Source organism: Agrobacterium sp. BT-220-3, from assembly GCF_025910175.1.
GTDB classification, from domain to species: Bacteria; Pseudomonadota; Alphaproteobacteria; order Rhizobiales; family Rhizobiaceae; genus Agrobacterium; species Agrobacterium oryzihabitans.
Genome location: NZ_JAPAIX010000015.1, coordinates 1 through 17,485 on the forward strand (window position 1 = coordinate 1; position 17,485 = coordinate 17,485).

A 17,485-nucleotide genomic window follows, 5' to 3' on the forward strand; every position below is an offset into this window, starting at 1 on the left:
CCTACGGCATTCACGGCACGCCAGTACCGGAGCTGATCGGCAAGGTCGGATCGCATGGATGTGTTCGGCTGGCCAACTGGGACGTCGAGGAACTGGCCGGCATGGTCAAGCCGGGCGTCATGGTCGAATTTGTCGAGTAGGGCCGGCTTACCACTATGCCGAACCCACAGAGGGATCGTCCCATGAAACGAACGCCTAAGCCGATACCGCTACCGGAAGGTGTCGAAGATCATGGCCCGTTTTAGCGCCGGTTCTGGCTCGCCCAGCGATGCGCCTGGCTCGCATTCGCTATCATCCTGTTGGCATGCCTGTTTGGGGGCTACGACGAACGCGCCTTACGCGGGTGGTCGCATCATTCGCGAATGGCGTTATCCGAGACCGAGCGGCAATCCAGAATGCCATAACCTCCCAGTGGTCGAACGGCCAGACTGAAGGCCAGATCACCAAGCTCAAGCTCGTAAAGCGTCAGATGTATGGCCGCGGGAAACTTTATCTGCTTGAGGCACGCATCGTCGTCACTGGCTTGATCGAGCCATTCGCTTAGAGACACTGCCTGTAAAGAAACAAGCCAACCAACGTGCACTAAGTAGCATCGCGGCTGTCCACGCGCTCGTTGAACCGGGGAGCCTTGCGCTTGGAGACCGCCGCGAAGGAATTTTGCTCCCGAGCCTGAGGCAGACGGAACCGCGATCTGTCCACCGCGTTAATCGGCGGGGCGACAGCACATCAATTTTTCGCGACGGCCGGGTACATACGCGTGCTGCAGCTCCGGAGCGGATCGAGCGCCCTGACCAAGTCACAGCAGGAGAAATGAATGAGCATCTTCGACCGCATTAAGGACGCAATTTTTGGCGAAGCAAATGCTGCTCCGTCCTCGCAAGGGTCAAGCATGGGCTCCACGGCACCGGCATCTTCAGCCACGCCTGTTTCCCAACCGCCCGCCCAATCAGGGGCTCCCACCCCGGCCGTCAACACTCCCCAAACGTCCGCAGCACAGACTGCAAACCCTGTTCCGCAGATAGAAGGAGGCGCTGGTTACAGCGGAAACTCCCGGACTCCGGTCGACGTCGAATCGATCCTCGACGAAGCGGCAAAGACGTCTGGCCAGAAGCTCGACTGGCGCCACTCAATTGTTGACCTGATGAAGGCTCTCGGCATGGACGCAAGCCTTGGAGAGCGAAAGGAACTGGCGCAGGAACTAGGCTACACCGGCGACGCCGATGGCAGCGCCAAAATGAACTCTTTTCTTCACAAGGCTCTCATGAAGAAGCTGTCGGAAAACGGAGGGAAGGTCCCCGCAGACCTGCTTGACTGAACCAAACTCTTAGACCTGATCCTCATTCACAACGGAGAAATGATATGGCAGCCACCAAGACACTGGACGACCTCTTCCTCGACACTCTCAAAGATATCTACTTCGCAGAGAAGCAGATCTTGAAGGCCCTTCCGAAGATGGCCCGCGCCGCCAATTCGGAAGAAGGAAAGGCAGGCTTCCTGCAGCACCGCGACGAGACCCAGGGCCAGATCGAACGCTTGGAACAGGTCTTCGAACTGCTCGGAAAGGCGGCGCGCGGCAAGACCTGCGAAGCCATTCAGGGCATTATTGCCGAAGGCGAAGAGATCATCGAGGAGTTCAAGGAGTCTCCGGCTCTGGATGCAGGCCTCATCTCATCCGCCCAGGCAGTCGAGCACTACGAGATCGCCCGTTACGGCACGTTGATCGAGTGGGCCAAACAGCTTGGTCTGAAGGACGCCGTACCCCTGCTGGAGGCCAACCTCGCCGAGGAGAAGGCGACAGACGAAAAGCTCACGCAGCTTGCAAAGGCCTCTGCGAACGCCAAGGGCAAAAGCAAGACTTCCTGAGGTCCCAGTTCAGTATTCAAGGCCGTCCCACAGGGGCGGCCTTTTTGTATCCAGCCATCACCAAAGGGGAAAAACATGGCAAAGCGAATAAAACGGGCGACCCGCTCGTCCTCTTCCACGGACATTGTCACCATCCATGATCAGCAGCTTCACCGAGGCGCGGGCGGCGAACTCCACCAGATCGCAGAGGACGGTGCCGACGTTTTGACCACGTCGCAAGGCGGACCAATCGCCGACGACCAGAACTCTCTTCGGATCGGCGCCCGCGGTCCGCTGCTGATGGACGACTTCCATTTCCGCGAGAAGATCTTCCACTTCGACCACGAGCGAATTCCGGAACGCGTGGTTCACGCACGTGGCTATGGCGCCCACGGCTTCTTCGAAACCTATGAATCCTTGTCCGACGTCACCCGCGCCGACATCTTTCAGCGCGCAGGCGAGAAAACGCCTGTCTTTGTCCGCTTTTCTACTGTCGCCGGCAACAAAGGTTCTGCGGACCTCGCCCGCGATGTCCGCGGTTTCGCCGTGAAGTTCTATACGCAGGAAGGCAACTGGGATCTCGTCGGCAACAACATCCCTGTCTTCTTCATTCAGGACGCAATCAAGTTTCCGGACTTAGTACATGCCGCAAAGCAGGAGCCGGACCGGGCCTTCCCCCAGGCGCAGACCGCCCACGACAACTTCTGGGACTTCATCAGCCTTACGCCGGAAAGCATGCACATGGTCATGTGGATCATGTCCGACCGCACCATCCCACGATCCTTCCGTTTCATGGAGGGGTTCGGCGTACACACCTTTCGTTTCGTCAATGACAAAGACGAGTCCACGTTCGTCAAGTTCCACTGGAAGCCAAAGCTCGGCCTCCAGTCGGTTGCGTGGAACGAGGCTGTCAAGATCAACGGCGCCGACCCCGACTTCCATCGTCGCGATCTCTGGCAGGCGATCCAATCCGGCAATTTTCCGGAATGGGAACTCTCTGTGCAGCTCTTTGATCAAGAGTTTGCCGACAACTGGGACTTCGACGTCCTCGATCCGACGAAGATTATTCCGGAAGAGTTGTTGCCGGTAAAACCAATCGGCCGTCTCGTGCTCGACCGCATGCCGGACAACTTCTTCGCGGAGACCGAGCAGGTCGCGTTCATGACGCACAACGTTCCGTCGGGGATCGACTTCAGCAACGACCCTCTTCTTCAGGGCAGAAACTTTTCCTACCTCGACACGCAGCTCAAGCGGCTTGGCGGACCGAATTTCACGCACCTTCCCATCAACGCACCAAAGTGTCCCTTCCACAACTTCCAGCAGGACGGGCACATGGCGATGCGCAACCCGGTCGGCAGGGTAAACTACCAGCCGAACTCGTTCGGGGAAGGTCCCCGGCAGGCCCCGTCCCGAGGATACCGCCACTTTCTGGCCGAGGAGAACGGCCAGAAAGTGCGGCTGCGTCCGGAAAGCTTCGCCGACCACTATAGCCAGGCCCGCCAGTTTTTCCTCAGTCAGACGCCGCCCGAGCAGCGGCACATCGCGATGGCACTCACGTTCGAGCTAAGCAAGGTCGAGACCGTCGCTATCCGCGAACGGATGATCTCGCACCTGCTGAACATCGACGAGACGCTCGCCACCACCGTTGCCCAGAAGCTCGGAATCCAGACAATGCCTAAGCCCGCCGACGCTGCCATGCCCACACGTCAGGATCTGGAGCCGTCTCCCGCGCTTAGCATCGTGCAAGGCGGACCGAAGCGGTTTGAGGGCCGCAAACTCGGCGTGCTTGTAACGGATGGCGTCGATGCAAAGCTCCTCAAGAAGCTGATGATGGTGATCGAGAAGGAGAAGGCTTTGGTCGAGCTGATTGCGCCGAAGATCGGAGGCGTGACCGCGTCCGATGGGACCTGGATAGAGGCGCAGCACATGATCGACGGTGGCCCCTCGGTGCTGTTCGACGCCGTAGCCGTCCTCGCGGCTCCGGGCGCAGTTGAGGATTTGGTGAAGGAGGCGACAGCACGGGACTTCGTGGCGGACGCATTCCAGCACTGCAAGTTCATCGGCTACGACGAGAGCGCTTTCCCGCTTCTCGTCAAGGCTGGAATCACCGACGATCTCGACGAAGGCACGATCGCACTTCCCGGTGAAGGGGGGGTTGCCGCTTTTGTATCCGAACTTGGGAAGTTGCGGGTGTGGGGCCGGGAACCTGCTCTTAAGCTCGGCAAAGCCTCGCCTCCGGTCGTTTGAAGTTCAGGCGCGGACCTCATGTCCGCGCCGTTCTCTCTAAACGGTGAGGGACGAGATAGTTGTTTCCAATGTTGGCGTTCCATGGAACGACAAGCACGTATGAAATAACGCACCCGGAGCCCATAAATGAGGAGTGAGTATATAAAGTCCCTGCTGGCCGCGCTTGCTGAGCCGAATAACATCGAGAGCGACGGATGGGGACCCGTCCAAATTGGGGTTGGCGCCGTACCGGCGGGCTGGGAACATTTATTCGGGCCACTATAGGCTTACAATTCCAAGCAACGGTCTCGGCGGCCGGCTAAATGGCTTTTAGCGCACGGATTGCGACAAGGCTGCCAAGGGGGCGCAGCCGGGCTGATCCTTTAAATCGATGAAGAACAGTTGTTTGACGAGCTCAACTAGGACGTGATTGACGAGCCTTTGCGATTTGCGGCATTTGTCGCGTCATCTCGGACTTCCAATGCGCGCGCTTCTAAAGGTCGTGAACTAATTTAATCCGGAAAGGCGGTTTCCGAGCGAAGACAACTAGTTCCAATCATTTGCGGCGCTACGTCGAGCAGCAAGCCCGGATGTGTGCGCCTTTAGGTAGGAGATTAAATGTCCGACCGATAATGATCTCTGCTGCCGGGCGAAGAGACCACAAAGCACCAGCGCTCTGCCGGTAGCTCCGGCACTACACACGGTTTTCGGTTCTACCATGTCGGTTGATGCCGGGTAAGGTTCCCGGCGGCGTCTGCACACGACGCCGCCCAAACGATTTTACTGCTTCACGCTGTTCGCCTTACCATCCGCGCCAGCGCAATTAAGATACATGCGCCGATGAAACCGGCGATAAGGTAGCCGAGCCAGCCTCCGAGAACGATCCCGAACAGTGAAAGGATGAAGTTGGCGACTATCGCACCGACAATGCCGAGAAGGATATTCATGATGACGCCCATGTTGCTCTTCATAAACGTCTCTGCAAGCCACCCTGCAATGCCACCGATGATGATCGCCGCGATCCAGCCGATACCTGCGTCTTCCATATTCAACTTTCCTTCCGGTTTCCTAAAATACATCCGGGGCTCCGGAGGTGACGAGGAAACTCCATGCCGTGGGACTTTGTTCCATCTGGGAAAGGAAGTGGCGTCGTTCTATTATATCTTGGACGAGGTTTAGTTGATGGTTACTGAACCGGTCGACCATGATGCTCTGGGACCAATGGACTTGCTCATAATGCTATGGGCTGAGCAGACGCGGACAGCGCATTTTACACCCGATAAGCGTTGGAGAAGACAATTGTAAAGCGGAGAATTTAAGGTTTGGCCCCGCAGATCTTGTGGAGGCTACTCGTGCCGATGACCGCGCACCTGCCAGATGTTTAGTCTCGTCAATAACTAAGCTCAGAGGTTAGGAGGAGTTGTCACTCGCATACCGTTTGTGCCGTCGACGATTGACGATCTCTGACTTTCCATTCAACTCCCTCACTTGCCCCTCGAAAGTGTGCGAGGGCCCAGGAGATGGTGATTGATCACGCAAGCCACTGTAAGTCTAGGGATAGCTGGCGCATCCACGGGCGGGACGAGCACTCAAACTACACGTGCACCGCTGGCAGCCCAGGGTTTCGCGCAGGATCGGCCAGTCGGGCAAGCTTATTCGTCTCGCCAGTGGCGCCTGGCGCCTGCGCGCGGGCGCGAGCCGCTCGATGGTATCGGAAATGCTTCGCATGGGTGACCTTCTGAGGTTCCGGAAAGCCAACCGACATCCCTGTTGATAGATGATGTGCCTCGAAAACGTCGAGGACCGGCGTGAGCCGGTCCTCGCATATCAGACTTTAGACAGTGCGAACCCGATAGCGGTCGCGCTCCTGCTCGATTTCGGCGGGGCCGTAAGGATCAGCGGAATGATCGAACTTCGTCCAGCCCTGCTCCGAATAGGCCTGGCGGCGCGCCATCGGATCGACGCGGTTGGACTGCTTGAGGATCATGTCAGCTTCGGTTTCCATGCCGTCATCCACACGAGCGGTGACCAGCGTGCCACCGCGGCGAACACCTTCAGCATAGACATGGGCCTCGTCTTCCGAGACGCCGGAATCCGTCAGTGCGCCGATGAGGCCACCAGCCGCACCACCGGCAACCGCGCCAGCGATGGCGCCAGCGGCAGTGGCGGCAAGCCAGCCGGCTGCAACAACCGGTCCGACGCCGGGAATGGCCATGATGCCGAGGCCAGTCAGAAGACCGCCTGCGCCACCGACGACAGCGCCGATGCCGGCACCGGTGCCAGCGCCTTCTGCGGCACCGTTGTCGTTATCTTCATGCTTGTGGCGGTTGTCAGCATTGTTGGAAACGATGCTGATGTCGTCAGACGGGACGCCACGCGCTTCCAGCGCGCTGACGGCTGCGCTTGCATCATTGTAGTTGTCAAAAAGTCCGGTAACGGTTTTCATGGGAATGACCTTTCTTTGCGTTTCCGCGAAATTATTTGGAGACGACGTTGCCCTGGTAATCCATGGCCACCGGCATGGACTTGCCGTCCTTCATCGCCGTAGCCTGCCAGACGCCCTGGTCGTCGAGCTTGAGGTCGGCAATACCGGTGAAGCCGGCCGCTTCGATGCGCTCACGCGCCTGTTCTTCGGTGAAGGAATTTGCGCCCTCAACGGGGGCTGCCGCATTTGGTGTTTCCGGGGTCGCTACGGCTGGCGTGTCGCCGTCCGTCGCAGGAACAGTGGTGGTCTGGGCATAGGCAGACACTGCCGTGGCGCACACAAGCGCCGCCGCGAAAATCATCTTTTTCATGGGTTTTCCTCTTTGCAGACCTGGTTGCTCGGTCCGGTAGCGAAAATGCGCGCGCCTGGGGAAAGTTCCGCCTTAGACGTTTGTGCGGTATGAACCCAAAGCTGCGGATCGACAGCCTAACTCAATTTAACCTCAGTGTTTCTTTCCCTAGGCGAGCCAATATAACATCTTTATTAACGTCATTATCTTGTATGATAGATGCCCCCTGTCGAAACCCGGCTTCACATTAGGTCCAAGGGACGGAGTGTTTTGACAAAGTTGGCGAACACTTGAACACGTCATTATGATTTAGGCATGATAACATAAACAGCCGATCTCACATCACGTTCACACGATCCCCCTTTTCTCGAAGGCTAGTTCGCGCGGGCGCATGAGGGCGGGAACAATTTCAAGGGTGGAACATTCCCTGACAGCCGTGCGAGATTATTCGCCGGACATAGGATATGTCCATGCTTCCACGAATTGCGATCATCGGCACGGGTCCAACCGGCCTCTACACGTTCAAACAACTGATCGGCTCGACCGTTCCCCTGTCGATCACCCTTTATGAAGCAGAGGGAGAGCCGGGCAAGGGTACGCCCTATCACCCCGATATGAATGACCCGGCGATGCTCTCCAACATTCCGAGCATCGAGCTTCCGGCTTTCACCGAGACCCTGGTCGAATGGCTGCGGCGGCAGGATGAGGACACGCTGATGCGCCACGGCATCCGCCGCGAGGCGATTGATGAGCGGGAATTCTATCCCCGCCTCGTGCTCGGCGACTACATGCAGGCGCAGTTTGCCCGGATGCAAAATCTGGCCCGCGAACGCGGCCACGAAATCCACGTGCTGGCCCGCCATAAGGTCACCGATATCGAGATACAGGCGGCCGCAGTGCGGCTGAGGGTATCCCGTCCCGACGCAGAGGAGGACGCAGTCTTCGACCACGTCGTGATGGCGACCGGCCACAATTGGCCCGACAGCACCGAAATACGACCCGGCTACTTCGTTTCGCCCTGGCCGGCCACTGTTTTGAAGTCGATCCGCAATGAACCCGTCGGCATTCTTGGCACCTCGCTGAGCGGGATCGACGCCCTGATGACCGTGGCGACGGCCCACGGCATGTTCTACAGCGATGCGGCGGGTGATCTGCAATATCAGCCGGCTGCCGGGACTGAGGATTTTCGCGCGACGCTGATGTCCCGCAAGGGCATCCTACCGGAGGCCGACTTCTACTGCCCGCTGCCCTATGTGACGCCGCTCGTCTGCACGGAAGAGGCCATAGACGCGCTGATCGCGACAGGTCGTCACGACCTGCTCGATGAGGTCTTCGAGCTGTTCCGCGGAGAAATCGTCGCCCGCGACCCGGATTATGCCGCCCGCATCGGCCTTTCGCAGCTGACCGTCGAGACCTTCGCAGCCGCCTACTATGCCGACCGAACCGAAAGCGATCCGTTCGTCTGGGCCGCGAAGAACCTGGCCGAGGCCGAGGACAATAGGGTGAAGCGCTATACCGTGCCGTGGCGCTATGCGATCCTGATCACCCACGAGATTGTCGCGCGCGTCATTCCGCATCTGGACGAGAAAGACCTCAAGCGCTTCCACCGCCACTTCAAGGGCATCTTCATCGACGACTATGCAACCGTGCCGCTGATGTCGATCCGCCGTCTGCTCGCGCTGTCGCGTGTCGGCAAACTGTCCATCCTGCGGCTCGGCGAAGACTATACGATCCGCACGGCCGAGGTCGGTCTGGAGCGGGGCGCAGAGGTCGAGTTGTCAGGCACGGTGCATCGCTTCGGCGCCTTCATCGATGCGACCGGTCAGGAAACCCTCTCGGCGACGGATCTCCCCTTTCCGACGCTTGTCGATCAGGGAGGCGTGCGCGAAGCCGCGACGCCCAAGGTCGAGGCGATCATGTCGCTCGATCGCGATCCCGATATGGTGCGCACCGGCGGCATCGATGTCGATGAATTCTATCGCCCGCGTCTCGGCCTGATGTCGGAAGGCCGGCTCTATTGCGCGGCAATCGCCTTCCTCCTGCACAAGGAGCCCTTCGTTCAGGGCATCACCAGTGCCCGGGATATCGGCGAGACTGTCGGCCGGGCAATCCTCAAGGATATCTCGCAGGCGGAAACGCCGCTCTTTCAGATCTCGGCGTAAACGGCATCGCCGACACTGATGGTCACGCCCTCGGTGGGCGTGGCATAGACGCCGAGATTGCGCTTGTTGTGGCGCATGATCCCGCGCAGCACATCGGGCTCTTCCGCCATGCCGGGCTGTGCGACAAGCGTCATGCCACAGCGGCGCGACGCCTCGGTGACGCGGATATCCGTGTCTCCGATGCGTAACGTATGGTCAACCCACTCGTTTTCGATGAAACCTTCGCCTTCTTCCGTTTCGATCAGCACGGAGGGGCGGAACCGTCTTGCGTCGAGTGGCGGAAGGCCTGTTATCGCGGCAAGCGCCTCCGTCGAAGCGGTCGTCACCAGGTGAAGCGGCGCTGGCTTGTAACGATTGGAGACGACGGGGAAGCGGTAATCGCCAGACCCGACGAGCCCGACCGCGACCGGGAAGCCGAAATGTTCCGCCAGACGGTCCGGCAATGCGCCATCATCGAGCGTATGCTCCGCGCCGTCGGCGAAGCGGAGCACCGGCAATCCGGAAGGCGGTTGCGAGGCGGTGATGAAGAGGGCGGGGCGCCAGCGCGTTTCCTTCTCGGGCGCGGCGGCAAGGCCCGTTTCCGGATCGAACAGGGCAAAACGCCGGTCGCCAGCGATGCCCTCGGGCGAAACGGTGATCGAGGCGAGCGTCTCCCCGCCGAGAGAACTCACCGGATAGCGCCAGACTTCCCGCACTCGACCGATTTTTCGCATAGTTGTTCCTTCATTCACAAATATTCAATATCCACCGAACACGGCTTGATGTTCCAGAAAACTGGGACCCGGGACTAGTTTGCAATCTTTTTGCGAAGATTGATGCAGCAACCTAACGCCTTTCTACAGATCTTGATTCGGACTGCCCAAACGGGGATTTTTGAAGGTTGGCTGACGCCAACTTGTTTGCCAGCGTTCCAAGCCGGTCCACGCGGTTTGGTAGGGCCGATTGTGAGATACCCATTTCAGTTCTCGTCTAGCCACGATTGGCCAGAGAGAGTTCGCAGAGTTCCTAGCTGCGAAGCAGGCGCAGGCGCAGGCAGACATTCTGCTCTTATTGGCCGGACAATTGAAGCGCTCATTCAGTGAGGACCTACATCCGGTCCCTGAACTCTTTCGCACTCATTCCCACCCATGACTTGAAAGTCCTCTGGAAATACGCGCTATCCCGAAAGCCCAGCCTGCTGGCGATTTCGTCGATGGGCAGGTCCCCTGCGGCCAAGAGCAATCGTGCCCTTTCCATTCGACGTCGAAGCACGTGCTGGTATGGGGTCTCTCCAGTGGACGCCTTGAAGGCCCTGCTGAAATGGAACCGACTTAGGCCCGCGAGTGCAGCAAGGCTCGACAGGCTGAGATCTGAGCCAAGGTTCTCCTCGATAAACTCGTCGATCAGAGCCAGGGGCGCTCTGCCAAGGGGCGGCGGCTGTCTCAATGCCGGCATTGTTGCTTTGTGGATCGCCAAGATCGTGATCAGGCCCAATGCTTCTTCGTATAGAGCATCAGAATGATCTCGCTTTAGCAGGCCGGCCCATTGGCGCAGGTATCCCGCGACTTCGTCGCTTCGGTAATAAACCTTTTCATCGACATGTTCGGCGAAGCGAGTGTCCAGCTCCTGCCGGAGAGCTGCCGGATCAAAATAGATAGCTGTGAACGAGTTGTTCCGCCTTTGGAGTTCGGACCAGCCAGTGACGCGTGCACCCCGCGGGACATAAGTCAGCGTGTGGCGGAGGTCACGGCGGTTGTCCTCCAATCCATCCCCTGCACGTATGCCCCCATCTTCCAGGACAATGTCATGGTAGGCGCAAAAATGGAGGTCGCTCGTCCAGTCGTAACTGAAAGCAGCACCCAACTCTGGTTGAACGTACTCCACCGTGAAGCCGCTGAGCTTCCTTGCGTGACGTTGCGGCGAATGGGCCAACCCCTGAAGGGCAAGCAACTCATTTCGTTCCATTTTTAGCGTAATCTTGCTTTCCTCATAAAATTATTGCTACCTAGCACTCTATTCAAGTTGACGTGATCGGCGGGATTGGGTGGGACACAGGAACCACACGCTTTGCGACCCCGCTAGCCAATTCCCTTATCCGACGCCGTCACTCTTACGTGATAATATCATCTGACCAAGTATTTAGAGACCTTCTGATGCACAGAAAAACGTCCGCACTGACAGGCAACAAAATGCTAGGTCTGGAGCGAAGCGCTCTTATCGGCGCAGTGACCGCGATCTTCTTTTTCGTCATCAGCACCGCGCTAACCGTTTACACAGTCCAGAACGTCCGAAACAGCAATGCGAGAGTGACGCAAACGCATGGTCTTGTGGTGGCACTCGACCTGCTTTTGATCGACATACAAGATGCAGAAACGGGTTTACGTGGCTTTCTCCTGACCTCTGAGGAGGCCTATCTTGCGCCATATCACCGCGCCCTCCCACAGGTTCAGACCCGAATGGACACAATCAGCTCGGCTGCCACAGCCGAGATGCGCGAGCGTGGGAGTGTTGAGGAACTTCGGGCGTTTGTCTCGTCCAAACTCGAAGTGATGGCACAAACACTGGAGGTCTTCGAGACACGAGGGTCCGTCGAAGCGTTGACCCTTGTAAAATCAGACCGCGGTCGCAGCGATATGGACGGCATCCGCAACGTCATCTCCCAACTGCGCAGCGAGGCTGGTGAAGAGCGGAGCCAGCGCCTTGAGGAGATGAATGCGTCATACATGATCGCCTGGGCGAGCGCGCTAGCTTCGGGGCTGCTTGGCATTATCCTGACCCTCGCGATCTCCGCACTTGTGAGAAAATCCACTCTGGCGCAGAAGCGCGAACAGTGGTTGCGGGATGCACAATTGGGCCTGGCTGCATCCGTCACCGGTGAGCAGCAGATCGGAAAACTTGGCGAAAACATCCTGGGCTTCCTCACCAACTATCTCGGTGCCGTTGCAGGTGCCATTTATGTCGAAAATGCCGGCCGATTTCATCGCATGGCCGTGCACGGCGTGCCATCGGACGTGATGCTGCCTACAAGCTTCGGCCAAAACGACAGCCTGTTCGGCCATGTATTGCGGGATCACCGACCGATCGCGGTTGGCGAGGTTCCGGACGGTTATATCAGTTTTGGATCCGGTCTTGGACAGCAAAAGCCCCGTTATCTCGCCTTGGCGCCTGCGATCGTTGAAGGGGACATAAGAGGCGTTTTCGAACTCGGCTTCCTGTCTCCCATCAGCGATCAGACATTGGCGCTTCTTGAACAGGTCTCAGAGCTTGTTGCTGTCGCCATCCGATCAGCGGAATTCAGGACCCGCCTCCAGGCTCTTTTGGAAGAGACCCAGCGGCAATCGGAAGAGCTGCAGGTGCAGGGCGAGGAGCTGCGCGTTTCCAACGAAGAGCTCGAAGAACAGGGACGCGCGCTTCGCGAACAGCAAGCGCGGCTGGAGCAGCAGCAGGCCGAACTCGAACAGACCAATTCCCAGCTCGAAGAGCAAGCGGAAGAACTGGAACGGCAGCGGGACAATCTTGAACGGTCGAAAGACGCAATCGAAGCCAAAGCGAAGGAAGTGGAACTTGCCAGCCGCTACAAATCGGACTTCCTGGCGAACATGTCGCATGAGCTGCGAACACCGCTGAATTCGTCGCTCATCCTTGCCAAGCTTCTGGCCGACAATTCCGAAGGCAATCTGACTGCCCAACAGGTCCAGTTCGCCCAAACGATCCAGTCATCAGGCAATGACCTCCTGAACCTGATCAATGACATTCTTGACCTGTCGAAGATCGAGGCGGGCCACGTTGAGATAAATCCGGAAGCGGTATCCATAGAGCGGACCATCAACGGACTGCGCCACATGTTCGAACCGCTTGCGGCAAACAAGGGTCTCAAGCTTGACGTCTCCGTCGCCGCCAGCGTGCCGGCCGTCATCCATACCGATCCGCAGCGCCTCGAGCAGGTGTTGAAGAACCTTTTGGCGAATGCCGTGAAGTTTACGGAGAAGGGCAGTGTGTCGCTCGGGGTCAGCCGTCACGGCGACAATGAAGTGGCCTTTGCGATCAAGGATAGCGGCATCGGGATTGCGGACGAGCAGCAAAAGCGGATCTTCGAGGCCTTCCATCAGGCGGATAGCACCATCAGCCGCAAGTTCGGTGGCACCGGCCTTGGTCTGTCGATTTCTCGCGAACTCGTGCGCTTGCTTGGCGGCCGCTTCCAGCTTCAAAGCCAGCTTGGTCAGGGCAGCACGTTCACCGTCATCATCCCGGCAGAGTTCGACAGTGCACTGGTCCAGGCTCCGAAGCAGGATTTGGCCCCGCCCATCGCGTCTGCTGCAGAACCCGTATTGCGGGCTGAAGCAGAGATCACTGCACAAAAGCCGAAGGCCGTCGCTATCGTCGATGACGACCGCGCAGCATCCGAGGCAACGGCCCGCAAGCTGCTGATTGTCGAGGACGACCAGTCCTTTGCACTCATCCTGCGCGATCTCGCCCGCGAGTTGAAGTTCCAGGCGCTCGTTGCCGGAACCGCTCACGAAGCGCTGGAGCTCGCCCATCAGTATCTGCCGAACGCCATCCTGCTCGATGTCGGTCTTCCGGATCAATCCGGCCTTTCGGTGCTTGACCGCCTGAAGCGTGACGTGCGGACGCGCCATATTCCGATCCACATCCTCTCCGCCGAGGATTATTCCGATCGGGCTCTCTCGTTGGGCGCCGTCGGCTATGCGCTGAAGCCCGTTCAACGCGATCATCTGGTATCTATGATCGAGTCCCTAGGCGCAAAGGCCGAACAAACGCTGCGGCGCGTGCTGATCGTTGAAGACAACGCCGTTCAAAGAGACGCGCTCTCGAAACTTCTGTCGTCGCATGACGTCGAAACGGTGGGGGCCGGGACTGCGGCAGAGTGCATCTCGTTGCTGGCTGAACAGACCTTCGACTGCATGGTGCTGGATCTGTCGTTACCGGACACGTCCGGATTTGCGCTTCTGGAAACGTTGAGCGAAGCGGGCATGCATTCCTTCCCACCTGTCATCGTCTACACCGGACGAGTTCTCTCGTCCGAAGAAGAACAGAGGCTTCGCCGTTACTCGAAATCCATCATCATCAAGGGTGCTAAATCGCCGGAACGGCTGCTCGACGAGGTTACACTCTTCCTGCACCAGGTCGTCTCCGAGCTGCCGGACGAGCAGCAGCAAATGATCCGCAAAGCCCGCAATCGCGATGAACTGCTGGAAGGGCGCCGCATTCTGATCGTCGAGGACGACGTGCGCAACGTCTACGCCCTGACCAACATCCTCGAACCACGCGGGGTGATCGTCGATATCGCCAGAAATGGCGAGGAGGCACTGGAAAAACTAGAACAATCGTTGAGTAAACCGGACGGGCGGATCGATCTGGTTTTGATGGATGTAATGATGCCGGTCATGGATGGCCTCACCGCAACCCGCCACATCCGCAAGAACTCAGCATGGCAGAAGTTGCCGATCATTACCTTGACCGCCAAGGCAATGCCTGACGATCAGAAACGCTGCATTGAAGCCGGCGCCAATGACTATATGGCAAAGCCGCTTGACGTCGAAAAGCTTCTGTCTCTCGTGCGGGTCTGGATGCCGCAATGACGGAGACGTTCGAAAAGGTGGAGGATATTGAGATCCGGCTGCTGCTGGAGGCGCTTTATCATCGCTACCACTATGACTTTCGCAGCTACGCCATGTCGTCGATCCGGCGGCGGTTGCGCCAGGCACGCGAACAGTTGGGCTTTGCGACCATCTCAGCCATGCAGGAGCGCGTCCTTCATCATCCCGAGATGCTTGACGACATGCTCGGCTTCCTTACGGTCCAGGTCAGCGAGATGTTTCGCGACCCGTCCTACTTCGCGGCGATCCGGGAGAAGGTCGTTCCGCATCTTCGCACTTACCCCTCCTTGAAGATCTGGATTGCCGGATGCAGTTCGGGCGAAGAGCTCTATTCCTTTGTCATCCTTTTTCGCGAGGAAGGGCTTGAGGAGCGAACCCTCTTTTATGCGACGGATATTAATCCAGAGGCCCTCGCCCAAGCGGAAGCCGGAATCTATGACATCGAACGGGTCAGATTGTTCACCGAGAACCATCGTGACTCCGGCGGCAAGGGATCTTTGTCTGACTATTACACGACGGGCTACAACCGGTGCATCCTGGACAAAAGCCTGCGGCGCAATGTCGTGTTCTCAGATCATAGTCTTGTGACGGACCAGGTCTTTGGTGAGATGCAATTGGTCTCCTGCCGGAACGTCATGATCTATTTCGACCGGGATCTACAGGACAGGGCTGTCGGTCTTTTCCGGGATGCGCTGCCACGCAACGGCTTTCTCGGGCTGGGCTCGAAGGAAACACTGCGGTTTTCAACGCATGCCGATGGCTTCCGGGAGTTCGTCCGAGATGAGAAGATCTATCAGAGGATCGGCTCGTGAAGGACAATCCGAACGGTGCGATCATCATCGGCGCCTCTGCTGGGGCGCTCGAAGCCCTGTCCGTGCTATTGCCACCACTACCTGCGACTTATCCATATCCCATCTTCGTCGTGGTGCACTTACCGCCAAACAAACGCAGTGTGCTCGCCGCGATTTTTGACCTCAAATGTCAGCTTCGCGCGATTGAGGCGGAAGACAAGGAGCCCGTGGAAGCCGGGTTCATCTACTTCGCGCCCCCTAATTATCATTTGTCGCTCGAGGGGCGAACGCATGTCGCTTTATCCAGCGAAGAAGAGGTCCTCTTCTCGCGGCCCTCGATCGACGTGGCATTCGAGAGCGCGGCAGATGCCTGGGGCAGCCAACTGACAGCGATTATCCTCACGGGCGCCAATCATGACGGTTCCCAAGGCCTTTCGGCCGTCGTTCGTTCTGGCGGAACGGCAATCGTTCAGGATCCGACCGAGGCTTTCACTCGGGCCATGCCCGAAGCTGCTATCCGCGCATGCCCAGGCGCTCATGTTTTGACCTTGTCCAAGATTTCAACCTATTTGCAGAACATCGAAAATGAACACTGACGTCAAATTCCTCTTGGTTGACGACCTTCCAGAGAACCTGCTTTCTCTGGAAGCTCTGCTACAACGCGACGAGCTGATGCTATTGAAGGCGCGGTCCGGCGATGAGGCTCTCGAGCTTCTGCTCCAACATGATGTGGCACTGGCGCTGATTGACGTTCAGATGCCAGGACTGAACGGCTTCGAACTTGCCGAACTTATGCGAGGCAATGAGCGGACACGGCGGGTTCCGATCATTTTCGTGACTGCCGGTACCCATACAGCCGAGCGGCGGTTCCAGGGATATGAAGCGGGCGCCGTCGACTTTATTCAAAAACCGATCGAGCCGGATATTCTGCGCAGCAAGGCAGAGATTTTTGCAGAGCTCTATCGTCAGCGTAAAATGATTTCCGAACAGCGCGACCTTCTCGAGGCGCAGACTCGCGCGCTTCAGCTCGCCGACAAGCGAAAGAACGAGTTCATCGGCGTTCTCGTCCATGAACTGCGCAACCCACTCGCCGCTCTCAATGGCGGGCTGAAAATTCTTTCGAGAAAGCCGGATGCTGGCAAGGTGGAGCAGATCCATGGCCTCATGCACCAACAGATGGACCACATAATCAGGCTCGTTGACGACCTGCTCGATGTGTCACGGATAACGCAGGGCAAAATCAATCTCGTTAAGGCTGACTTTGACTTGAGAGATGCCATTCACTCTGCGCTGGACATGACAGGACAGGCAATCGAGGAGCGAAACCATGCAGTGACCATCAGGGTTCCGGATCAGTCCTGCATGATATCCGCTGACAAGGTTCGGCTGACACAGTGCATTTCAAACCTCGTGAATAATGCCGCAAAATACACGCCAATGGGCGGTCAGATTGAGGTAGCGCTGGAGTTACATCCGCGCACCTATCGCATAAGCGTAACTGACAATGGGCTGGGCCTCACTACCGAGGCCGCTGGCGCAATCTTCAGGATGTTTGAGCAAGTCGAAGAGCATCGGAAGCATGCTCATGGGGGACTTGGGATCGGCCTCGCCCTCGTCAAGCAACTCATGGAGCTACACGGCGGCGATGTTTCGGTATGGAGTGGTGGTCCGGGGTTGGGCAGCGTTTTCACGCTTGAGCTACCGATACAGGCAGCGATAGCTCCATAGTGGAGAATGGCTGCTTCCAGGATGTGTTCTGGCGCTCTCGAATGACGGAAATGACGGCGCGTAGCCGCCTGGCAGCTATCTGTGCCGGAATATATCCTTCGGGCCGGAAGGCGAATTTATTCAGCGCACTGAGAGGGGAGAAAGGCGCTCTGCCCTCTCTCCCCCACAAGCACTAAACCCGTCTCCCCATGCTTCGGCCTGCGGCCTGCAGCACCGGCCGCATTTCCATGAAATACGTCTCGGCCCTCCGGGTGGGTGATCCCCCTCCGGTTTAGCGCTTGTCCCCCTCTCTCCAGCTGTTCCGCACGAGCTCGGGAGCAGGAGCGGGGCTCCTGCCCTCCCCTCGATTTCGGGAGGTCAAGGAG

Annotated in this window: 14 protein-coding genes and 1 pseudogene; 10 read left to right on the forward strand and 5 right to left on the reverse strand. The window is 58.1% G+C overall.

Features of this window, described 5'->3' with window-relative positions; all coding sequences use genetic code 11:
* From OK142_RS22970 to katE, 5 genes and pseudogenes are all read left to right on the forward strand, one after another.
* Positions 1 to 140 (forward strand): L,D-transpeptidase (locus tag OK142_RS22970; protein ID WP_498685512.1); only part of this gene is annotated, 140 nt, incomplete at its 5' end.
* 179 nt (positions 141 to 319) lie between these two features.
* Positions 320 to 544 (forward strand): annotated as a pseudogene (locus OK142_RS22975) (transposase); the annotation flags it as partial.
* A gap of 270 nt (positions 545 to 814) precedes the next feature.
* Complete coding sequence (locus OK142_RS22980; RefSeq protein ID WP_244712608.1) at positions 815 to 1,315, forward strand: DUF3597 domain-containing protein; 501 nt, start codon at positions 815 to 817, stop codon at positions 1,313 to 1,315.
* A gap of 44 nt (positions 1,316 to 1,359) precedes the next feature.
* Positions 1,360 to 1,863, forward strand: a complete 504-nt coding sequence (locus OK142_RS22985) for a YciE/YciF ferroxidase family protein (protein ID WP_092938722.1) — start codon at positions 1,360 to 1,362, stop codon at positions 1,861 to 1,863.
* Positions 1,864 to 1,938: 75 nt separating this feature from the next.
* Positions 1,939 to 4,089: a catalase gene (gene katE, locus OK142_RS22990; protein WP_244712610.1), complete on the forward strand. Its 2,151-nt coding sequence runs from the start codon at positions 1,939 to 1,941 to the stop codon at positions 4,087 to 4,089.
* A 767-nt stretch (positions 4,090 to 4,856) separates the two neighbouring features.
* Here the strand turns inward: katE and OK142_RS22995 are convergent.
* The 3 genes from OK142_RS22995 to OK142_RS23005 all read right to left on the reverse strand — a co-directional run bounded on the left by OK142_RS22995 (position 4,857) and on the right by OK142_RS23005 (position 6,863).
* The gene (locus OK142_RS22995; protein WP_097143482.1) at positions 4,857 to 5,114 is read right to left on the reverse strand and encodes a GlsB/YeaQ/YmgE family stress response membrane protein; all 258 of its coding nucleotides are present in this window, start codon (positions 5,112 to 5,114) and stop codon (positions 4,857 to 4,859) included.
* A 788-nt stretch (positions 5,115 to 5,902) separates the two neighbouring features.
* Positions 5,903 to 6,514: a general stress protein gene (locus tag OK142_RS23000; protein WP_183368339.1), complete on the reverse strand. Its 612-nt coding sequence runs from the start codon at positions 6,512 to 6,514 to the stop codon at positions 5,903 to 5,905.
* A gap of 31 nt (positions 6,515 to 6,545) precedes the next feature.
* Entirely contained in the window at positions 6,546 to 6,863 is a 318-nt protein-coding gene (locus OK142_RS23005) for a PepSY domain-containing protein (RefSeq protein ID WP_244712613.1), read from the reverse strand.
* Positions 6,864 to 7,312: 449 nt separating this feature from the next.
* Between OK142_RS23005 and OK142_RS23010 the strand changes: the two genes are divergently transcribed.
* Positions 7,313 to 9,004 carry an FAD/NAD(P)-binding protein gene (locus OK142_RS23010; RefSeq protein ID WP_427928544.1) on the forward strand — a complete coding sequence of 564 codons (1,692 nt, stop codon included), beginning with the start codon at positions 7,313 to 7,315 and terminating at the stop codon, positions 9,002 to 9,004.
* Here OK142_RS23010 and OK142_RS23015 read toward each other — a convergent pair.
* Together OK142_RS23015 and OK142_RS23020 are read right to left on the reverse strand one after the other, a co-directional pair.
* Positions 8,989 to 9,717, reverse strand: a complete 729-nt coding sequence (locus tag OK142_RS23015; RefSeq protein WP_244712619.1) for an MOSC domain-containing protein — start codon at positions 9,715 to 9,717, stop codon at positions 8,989 to 8,991. The genes OK142_RS23010 and OK142_RS23015 overlap by 16 nt on opposite strands.
* A gap of 373 nt (positions 9,718 to 10,090) precedes the next feature.
* Complete coding sequence (locus OK142_RS23020) at positions 10,091 to 10,948, reverse strand: helix-turn-helix transcriptional regulator (RefSeq protein ID WP_498685454.1); 858 nt, start codon at positions 10,946 to 10,948, stop codon at positions 10,091 to 10,093.
* Between the two features lie 224 nt (positions 10,949 to 11,172).
* Between OK142_RS23020 and OK142_RS23025 the strand changes: the two genes are divergently transcribed.
* The 4 genes from OK142_RS23025 to OK142_RS23040 are packed head-to-tail and all read left to right on the forward strand — an operon-like array spanning position 11,173 to position 17,120.
* The gene (locus tag OK142_RS23025) at positions 11,173 to 14,583 is read left to right on the forward strand and encodes a response regulator (protein WP_498685514.1); all 3,411 of its coding nucleotides are present in this window, start codon (positions 11,173 to 11,175) and stop codon (positions 14,581 to 14,583) included.
* Positions 14,580 to 15,413, forward strand: coding sequence for a CheR family methyltransferase (locus OK142_RS23030; RefSeq protein WP_498685456.1), 834 nt, complete (start codon positions 14,580 to 14,582; stop codon positions 15,411 to 15,413). Before OK142_RS23025 ends, OK142_RS23030 begins: the two co-directional genes overlap by 4 nt.
* A complete protein-coding gene (locus OK142_RS23035) occupies positions 15,410 to 15,988 on the forward strand; it encodes a chemotaxis protein CheB (RefSeq protein WP_244712627.1) in 579 nt (192 codons plus the stop codon). The genes OK142_RS23030 and OK142_RS23035 overlap by 4 nt, the downstream gene beginning before the upstream one ends.
* A complete protein-coding gene (locus tag OK142_RS23040) occupies positions 15,978 to 17,120 on the forward strand; it encodes a hybrid sensor histidine kinase/response regulator (protein ID WP_244712638.1) in 1,143 nt (380 codons plus the stop codon). The genes OK142_RS23035 and OK142_RS23040 overlap by 11 nt, the downstream gene beginning before the upstream one ends.
* Positions 17,121 to 17,485 lie beyond the last annotated feature (365 nt).